The 7,723-nt window shown below is 44.3% G+C and carries 8 protein-coding genes; 2 read left to right on the top strand and 6 right to left on the bottom strand.

The window, feature by feature from the left end:
* The first annotated feature begins 45 nt into the window (after nt 1–45).
* A complete protein-coding gene (locus tag WN53_RS03880; RefSeq protein WP_024485515.1) occupies nt 46–705 on the top strand; it encodes a 4'-phosphopantetheinyl transferase family protein in 660 nt (219 codons plus the stop codon).
* A gap of 50 nt (nt 706–755) precedes the next feature.
* Here the strand turns inward: WN53_RS03880 and WN53_RS03875 are convergent, their stop codons facing one another.
* Complete coding sequence (locus WN53_RS03875) at nt 756–2,147, bottom strand: M24 family metallopeptidase (protein WP_024485516.1); 1,392 nt, start codon at nt 2,145–2,147, stop codon at nt 756–758.
* A 421-nt stretch (nt 2,148–2,568) separates the two neighbouring features.
* Between WN53_RS03875 and WN53_RS03870 the strand changes: the two genes are divergently transcribed.
* Complete coding sequence (locus WN53_RS03870) at nt 2,569–3,372, top strand: histidine phosphatase family protein (protein WP_218918946.1); 804 nt, start codon at nt 2,569–2,571, stop codon at nt 3,370–3,372.
* A gap of 300 nt (nt 3,373–3,672) precedes the next feature.
* On the opposite strand, the gene WN53_RS03865 is transcribed toward WN53_RS03870, so the two are convergent.
* From WN53_RS03865 to WN53_RS26735, 5 genes are all read right to left on the bottom strand, one after another.
* Nucleotides 3,673–4,140: a GNAT family N-acetyltransferase gene (locus WN53_RS03865; RefSeq protein ID WP_046808014.1), complete on the bottom strand. Its 468-nt coding sequence runs from the start codon at nt 4,138–4,140 to the stop codon at nt 3,673–3,675.
* Between the two features lie 288 nt (nt 4,141–4,428).
* On the bottom strand, nt 4,429–4,785 hold the full coding sequence (locus WN53_RS29110; protein ID WP_390901729.1) for a winged helix-turn-helix domain-containing protein: 357 nt from the start codon (nt 4,783–4,785) through the stop codon (nt 4,429–4,431).
* Between the two features lie 361 nt (nt 4,786–5,146).
* The gene (locus tag WN53_RS03855; RefSeq protein WP_024485519.1) at nt 5,147–5,617 is read right to left on the bottom strand and encodes a hypothetical protein; all 471 of its coding nucleotides are present in this window, start codon (nt 5,615–5,617) and stop codon (nt 5,147–5,149) included.
* On the bottom strand, nt 5,614–6,399 hold the full coding sequence (locus WN53_RS26740; RefSeq protein WP_052754306.1) for a winged helix-turn-helix domain-containing protein: 786 nt from the start codon (nt 6,397–6,399) through the stop codon (nt 5,614–5,616). The genes WN53_RS03855 and WN53_RS26740 overlap by 4 nt, the downstream gene beginning before the upstream one ends.
* 572 nt (nt 6,400–6,971) lie before the next feature.
* Nucleotides 6,972–7,577 carry a helix-turn-helix transcriptional regulator gene (locus tag WN53_RS26735; RefSeq protein WP_024485520.1) on the bottom strand — a complete coding sequence of 202 codons (606 nt, stop codon included), beginning with the start codon at nt 7,575–7,577 and terminating at the stop codon, nt 6,972–6,974.
* Nucleotides 7,578–7,723 lie beyond the last annotated feature (146 nt).

Raw genomic sequence — 7,723 nt, 5'->3', positions numbered from 1 at the left:
GTTCTATTACCTGCCCAGCATGCTGTCGATGAAGGGCTAAACAACATGACCAATTATATCTACTGCTCTCGTATTGACGAGCTAAGCAGCGAACTGCTTTATTCGCAGCGGGATTATCTTGATAAAGACCAACGGATCCTCTTCGATCGGTTTAGATTTGATGACGACAAACGTCGGTCATTATTAGGGAGAATGCTGCTACGTTATGCATTAAAAAAACATGTTGGGTATCAGGGAAGTCATTTTCCCAAGCTGCACTATAACCGCTATGGCAAACCTGCGGTGATGGGGATGAAAGGGGCTTTTAATCTTTCCCATGCGGGGGACTGGGCCGTGTGTGCCTATACCACGCAGGGGGATATCGGCGTTGATGTGGAAAAAAGAGTCCCCATTGACATACATGACTACCAGGAAGTGCTCACCCCTGAGGAGTTTACACAACTTGTTCAGGGGGGAAACGTTGATTTCTTTCGTCTGTGGTCATTGAAAGAAGCCATCATAAAAGCGGATGGCCGGGGTTTTGCTTTATCTCCGACCACGTTTACCTTACCTCACCCTTTTGCCAATGGCTTAACCGTCGACGTGGCTGAAAAACGTTGGTACTTGTACTCACAGGACATTGGGGAGGAATACGTATTATCCAGCGCCTCAACATCCTATGAAACCGCACTGTTTTCGTTAGCCTTTGACACTTTGTTGGCCTGATTTAATTGCTGCCGTTCTCTGCCAAAGCCATACGCGATATGGCTGGTCGCTCAGCTCTGGCAGACAAAGGCGCTGTCCTTGTCCAACAAATAAGGGCGCAAATAGGCAACCGTGCTGCACATCGGCAAGATATCTGCTGACAGCGTTATCCCCAACGTTTCGACCAGGTATTTTCTACGCTGCTGCATCCGCTGCCATAGCTGTGGATACTGCCGTTGGATCTCCAACTTCAGCTGTTCATCCGCCAGTAGCACGGTGCTCTCGGCAGAAACGCCACCAAAGTTGGGCACTGAAGGAATGATATCAATCTGCAGGATCATGCCGCTCAACAGCTTTTGCTGAGAGCCTTGATAAATAGGCGAAGACATCCACTCTTCTTCAGCGGTCAGGTGCCCTGGGCACAGTGACCAACCGTACTTTGAGCGTGGTAAGACCGCTTCCACGTGATCAAACAGCTCGCCGCCACGCATGCCAACGCTAATCACTTCAAGCCAGTGCGCATAAGCAGAGAAGTAGGGCTTGGCGACCGCATCCAGATAGTTTTTTGCCTCTGTTGATAACTCACCATTAGCATTTACCGCATAACCCGCCCGGCTGGAGGCACCGCCGCGATAGCCTACGGTTAACGAGATCGTATCACCGTACTTCACGGTGTTGTCGGTTGGGAACAGGTTACCCTTGATAAAGCGTGGGCCGCTGGCAGCAATGGTGACGATACTCGGGTGTTGGCCAAAGCGTACCAGGCAATCCCCTAACTGCTGCTCTGTGACGCCTGGGGCCAGCTTATTCATCGCATCCAGAATGCAATCGGAGGCTAATGCGGCACCATATTCGTAGTGGGCAACCTCGTTGGCATTATTGACCGTTCTGACCCCGTGCTCGCCGATAAACAAGTCGGTCTCATTGGATAAGCAGGCTTCATCACCGACAATGTTGCGGAGGGTATCGACAATAAATGACGGGAGGTCGTAGATTTTCTTGTCGATCTCTGGCCCGTTGGTAAACATCTTCCAGCCAACCAGGCCGGTGCGGGCATTTTCCCGAATGCCGGCTTCAACCAGCAGTTCCTTAATCGACTTATCGCTTCTACCGGGTTGATTTGGCAATGAAAATTGAGATAAATGTACCGCCTTGGTCTGGATCCGGGCTTTGCTGACCTTATTGAGATTCTCGTTCCCTAGCACCAGCGTCATTTCGCCATCGGCGTTGATCACCAACAAGGCTTCTTCAAAGCGGGTGAAAAAGCCGACCAGATATTCAAAATTGCCACCGTGCTCGACATCACAGTAAATCACCAGTTGATCAAGCCCACGCTGCTTCATCCTGCTGAGGATGTTGGTTTTTCTTTGTTGGATGGTTTCGTCCGTTAGTGCAACGGGCACGCCAGTGCAGTCCTTTTGTGGCTCTGGGATGGTTTTTAAGCTTACTTGCTGGTTTTTCATCTGACCCTCTTTTGCTAAGTGGGAGTTCGTACAGCCTGTTGATCAGGCCATAACATCGTAAATATAGTTGAGACTTATCTCGCAGTGTTAAACAGCTAAAAATCAGCTTAACGTTAATTTGATCACAGTTTCTACTTTTATAGATTTGATTTCTTGCATTCATTTATCAAACTGATAGCGTATTGGACTGTAAATTAGGATTGTTACTGTTTAACAGGCAAAACCTAAACCTCTGGTGGTGTTGGCTATTAGCTAGCACGCCGCCAGAGGTTTAGGTTTTTTTTTGCCTGAAAATCAGTTGATACAACAAGCAGGTAACAGAGGGCATTCCGGTAACGGATAAAGAAGGCAACGATGAAAATATGAATAACTAGCGAAAGAGTTATGGATGGAGATAGGGGCCATCTACGGAAGGCCAATAATGATACAAACTAAAACCATTGAGGAAATAACCATGAAACGGTTTACGCTATTACTTACTTTGTTGTCTTCACTTATTTTAAGTCCGCTTTTGGCTTACGCTGAAACAGCAGGTGATAATACAGTCACCATTTATGTCACCCGCCATGGGAAAACCATGTTTAATACCGTACATCGGGTTCAGGGTTGGGCAGATACCCCGTTGACTACCGCAGGTGTTACGGTTGCTGAACAACTTGGCAAGGGCCTAAAAGATATTGAATTTAAAAAGGTATATGCCAGCGATCTGGGGCGAGCGCGTCAAACTGCGCGTATCATATTAGCCGCAAAAGGGCAGCAGTTGAACATCGTTGAAAGCGAGAAACTGCGTGAGTTCTGCTTCGGCATTTATGAAGGCGATCTCGATGCCAATATGTGGGGAGCAATCGCCACCAAGCTTGGCTATGAGTCGGAAAAAGCGCTATTCGGTGATTTTGCCAAAGGGAAATTGCCATTTGACAAGATGTTCGGCGGTGTAGCTCTGGTTGATACCAGCGGTGAAGCTGAAACGTTTGCCACCGTCAAAGCACGTATGCAATCAGAGCTAAAAACTATTGCTGAGGAAACGGCAGTTCAAGGTGGCGGTAACATACTTCTGGTTTCACATGGAGCAGCTATTCTGGCCATGGTAGCAGATATGGCCTCTACGCCCATTGTCGCGCCACTGTCTAATGCTAGCGTTACGCGGATTACTTATAAAAACGGTGAATTTACCGTGGGTAAACTGGGCGATATGAGCTATGTAGAAAAAGGTACAAAGCTCTGATTGGGCGGTGAGCTAAAGGAAATATAAGCTTCTGGGTAGGCCTTGGCTTCGAGTGGCTGTTTGTGGACAACGATTTTCTAGGATGTTCCCATCAGCACTGTCAAGCAATAGCGGCGATGCAGGAACGGATGGCCTGAATATCAGGGGGGCCGTTCCATCATGTTGGCCCGTGCAAAAAAAGACTGGGTGGGTCCATAGGAAGTTGATAAGTGGGTTGGGATTGGGAGCGTAAAATGCGGTTAGAATCGTTTAGGTTGTGGGTGTGGAACTAAAAATCGTTAATCTTTCCCCTACTCAATTCTAGGCGAGCTGCTTTGACATGCGATAATTGTGAATAGGGACATTGTTTATACTGAAGTCGTTACGGTTATCAATGTGAAAACCTTGACGTTCAAATAGATAACGCGCCGATTCGCTTGCTTCGACAAACAATAGCACCATCCCCTTTTTTCGGGCCGCAGCCTCTAAAGCTTGGTAAACGGCAGTGCCCACTCCGGTACCCACCCAGTCTGGATGGGTGTAGAGATGATCGATGTGTCCGTTTAATTCCAGGTCACCGTATCCGATTATCTGGCCTGAATCATCTTCGGCAACAAAAATGATGCGATCTTGAGCCTTTTGTAAATACGTCTCTGGCGCTGGTTTTGCTGGGCTCCAAACCATAACTTGTTCATGGCTATAGTCTTTGATAGCAGCTTTATGCACTGACGTATGAAAAATTGTGGCAAGTGCGGTGGCATCGGATTTTTTAAAGGGGCGGATTTTCACAACTTATAACCTCCACGCTTAACATGAAATACCATTCAATCATACTTTTAATACTATTTCACTGTGAGTGTATCATGACACTCATTATACGGTGTTGAATAGTAAAAGCATAGATGAAGGGATGCCCTTGGCAAGGTTACGCCAACCATCTTTGTAAGCATTCCTAATGCCAAGGGAATAGTGTAGTCTCGTTAGTCATTAACGATGTCGTTTTCACATTAAATAAAAATTACTAAATCTAAAAATCAACCCTGCCACTCGCCACTTCAATATGGTTGAGTAAAGTAGCTACGCCAGTGTTATCATGGCTTTTCGTGTTGGAGCATTAAATAGAAACATCATTTTCTGTCGTTCTGCTTCCACGTCAGCTTTGAGTAAGTTGTTATTTAGACAGAGGCCATATCGATACATGGTGATTATTGCATCGTTTGGACAACCTACTGCCTGAAGGGTCTCTCGTAGTTTAAAGACCAGTTGGTTGTATTTGTTTTCATGGGTCGAATTATTATCCCCCCACAAGTATCTCATTATGTCATTTTTATAATTGACATTGCCAATTAAACATAAAAGCAAGTTTCTTTGCTTGGTTGTCAACCTAATCTTTTTGTTTGTCGATTTTAAACAAAAAAGATCATCATTCAACATTATATTGTCATTTTCGAACTTGCTATAATTTTTAATTAAAGTGTTCATGGAACTCTTAATCTTATATTTTAAAATTTACCTATATGCAATTCCCGGCGTATGAGATGGTTTGTTGAATATAAAAAGGAAGCCGCTACCCAACCACCACTCAACGATAATTAGGATAATTCTTGCTTGGTGCAGTTAGCTATCTATAAGAATAAATACGGGTTTTATATTTTTTTATTCTAAAATTTCGTTGTTTGATAGGTTTTTATTCTGATTTGGTAGGGCGTGGGTAGGAGGCGTTATGGGGGGAAGGATTAATATCTGCATTCAGTAATAGACCCCCCCTCTATTGGAGGGGGGGAAGAGGCTTGGTTTAATTATTTTCTGTTGTGCACATCAGGATGGGCCTTAGCGGCGTGGTGATAATATAATCGTTACTGTTGGTCTTGGAGATTTTTATTTTTATCACCTCGTCGGTGAGTACTTTGGCAATTCGGGACTCACTTACATCTCTAGGGCCAAGGGTGAGTGAGTAAAAATCACCTTCTTCAGTATAGGTAAAGTTGATGGTTTCACTTTGAGTAACAAGTTGTTTTTCATCTTCGCAGGTTGAGGATCCGGATATAATAATGTATCCTGTGCCATCTTCCTTCATTGCAAAGAAAAAATTAGAGGAGCTTCTTCTCGTGCATGGCAAGAAATCGGCTTCATCCCAAACATACACCTGTGCCCTGCAATTAAAACTCATGGGGATTGTTTCATAACTATAGAGTCTAATTACTGATGATATCAAGGCAATCACCAGGGCTGTTGCCATGATAACGAGATAGGTACGTTTTTTCATTTAAAACTGTGCTCTTTATAGTTAATACATTGCGCCGAGCTATTGAAAGGGCAATAAGTTATTATCTGATTAATAGTGTCGCGACCCATGGCATCCTTAATCTCGCTATAGAAAAAATAGACATTAGATTTTAATTGATGACAACTGATTTTTTTCTTTTTCAAAAAATCTTCAAGACGGGTTTTAATATACTCTTTGCTCAAGGATTTTGTATCGTTATCGGTCACATAAAATCGACATTGTTCGACACTAAGGACCTCTTCACGAAAAGAGGAAAGCTTCATGTGTTCATAAAAATTTGGGAATCCGATAATGATTAAGATTAAAACAAGAAATGCTGTTATTGTAAAAAAGGGAATGGGTTGAGAATCATTTCGGGGTGATGATGGCGTTAAAGATTTTGGCTTTATTGATATTAACTCATTCTGCGATGAACTTGTTTCCCCAGCTCGGGCGAGCGAGGTGACAGAGTTTGCAGTGAACATCAATCCTTTTTTGGGTATGGTTTTAATAATGTCGTCACAACCGCATTTGGCCAGTGATTTTCTTAAAATTGAAATGTGGTTATTCAAGTTGTTATTAGAGGAGTCTAGCCCTTGGTTTTCCCACACTTCCTTTAGCAGATGATGTCTGGTGAGCAACTGGTTATTGTTATTAACAAATTGAAGTAAAATGCTGTTATTAACCCTAGTTAAAGTGAGGGTATCTGAGTGGTGCTCTGGCGAATAGAGAGTGGCCGATAGCGGGTCATACTTTAAATGTTCATTGATTACGTAGATCATCGGGCTCTCACTTTCGCAGGATTTTGGTCTTTTGGATCGGTAACACTTTAACTTCCATTCAAAGGAATAGGAATATTATTGTATTTGAGTTTTTAAAACATTCAACTCATTAGGTTTTATCAATGATAGTAGTGCGGTTATTGTTGAAGGAAAGACGGTTTAGTGGTTGCCCCCTTGCTCTCTCATTTTGGTTATAGGATGATGTTTTTTAAAATGAAAATGGTAGTGGTGAAATGAACTTATGTTCTCCTGATAACGGAGAAGTATAGTAAGAAAAATCCCATAGCGAGCACATTGCTAAAAAAATCTAAATTATCCTAAGCAGTTAGACGTAACGGGTTACCTTCAACGGAGTAACCGATAGGGCGCTTTTCTGAGCCGTATTGGCGATAATGTAGGGGAGTACAGCCTACCTCTGCAGCGACTAATGTACTCGGTTTACCGTCAAGTAGCGGATGTGGTTAATGACCCATCGCAGCCACGGTTCAGGAGCGACGCCCGCAGGCAACGGCCATCATTATGCTACAGGTGCATTCCATCAGCAGGGGGATCGGCTGGCAATTCGCATTGGTTCATGAAAATGTCTCTTCTTGGTTATTTAGGCCGCCATTGCGCAGCCAATAGAACAGTTCAGAATTACGTTGAAGCCCCAGCTTACCCATGGCATTACGTTTGTGTGCACTGATGGTTTTGGGGCTCAAGGAGAGAAAGCGTGCGACCTGGCTGAGGCACATACCATGCTGAATGGTCGACAAAACCTGCTTTTCCCGCAGAGTTAGGGCTTTGCCACAACACGGACAGTCGGGGCGATCGGATGTCTGAGCGCCAAACTCCCACACTCGCTCCACTTCTAGCAGCATTTCCTCACAATCAATATCTCGGTGGATCAAACCTTGTACGTATAGGCATGCTGGTTGCATACGGTGATAGGTGTTGGCTGAGTCTTGTATGGCGATCACTTTCGATTTTGTAAGTGTTTGGTGATACTGACAAAATTGTACGCCGTGTTGTGTGTCGACGTTCTGAAAAATGAGGTCGGCACTATAGCCGCGATGATCGTTGATAAAAAACCGAGGCGTCAGTCCTTGGTTGGTGAAGTATTGGCGCAACACCGCTTCCAGACCTTTGGCAAAATAATGGTTGGTATCAGATATCATGATGGTCAGAGTAGGGATCATTGCTTACTTCCATTGGTGTGTGAAAGGGGAGTCGAAGAACATAGAAGATTCCACCAGTTCGAGTAATAAACAGCGGGCCTTATAAATACTGATGCCATGCCGAACAGTTGTTTTCCGTGGGTTTAGCCACCCCACGGATAAAGAAA

This window comes from Serratia fonticola (assembly GCF_001006005.1).
Classification (GTDB): Bacteria; Pseudomonadota; Gammaproteobacteria; order Enterobacterales; family Enterobacteriaceae; genus Chania; species Chania fonticola.
The sequence above is the reverse complement of the archived record's forward strand: the minus strand, read 5'-3'. Positions and strand labels throughout refer to the sequence as shown.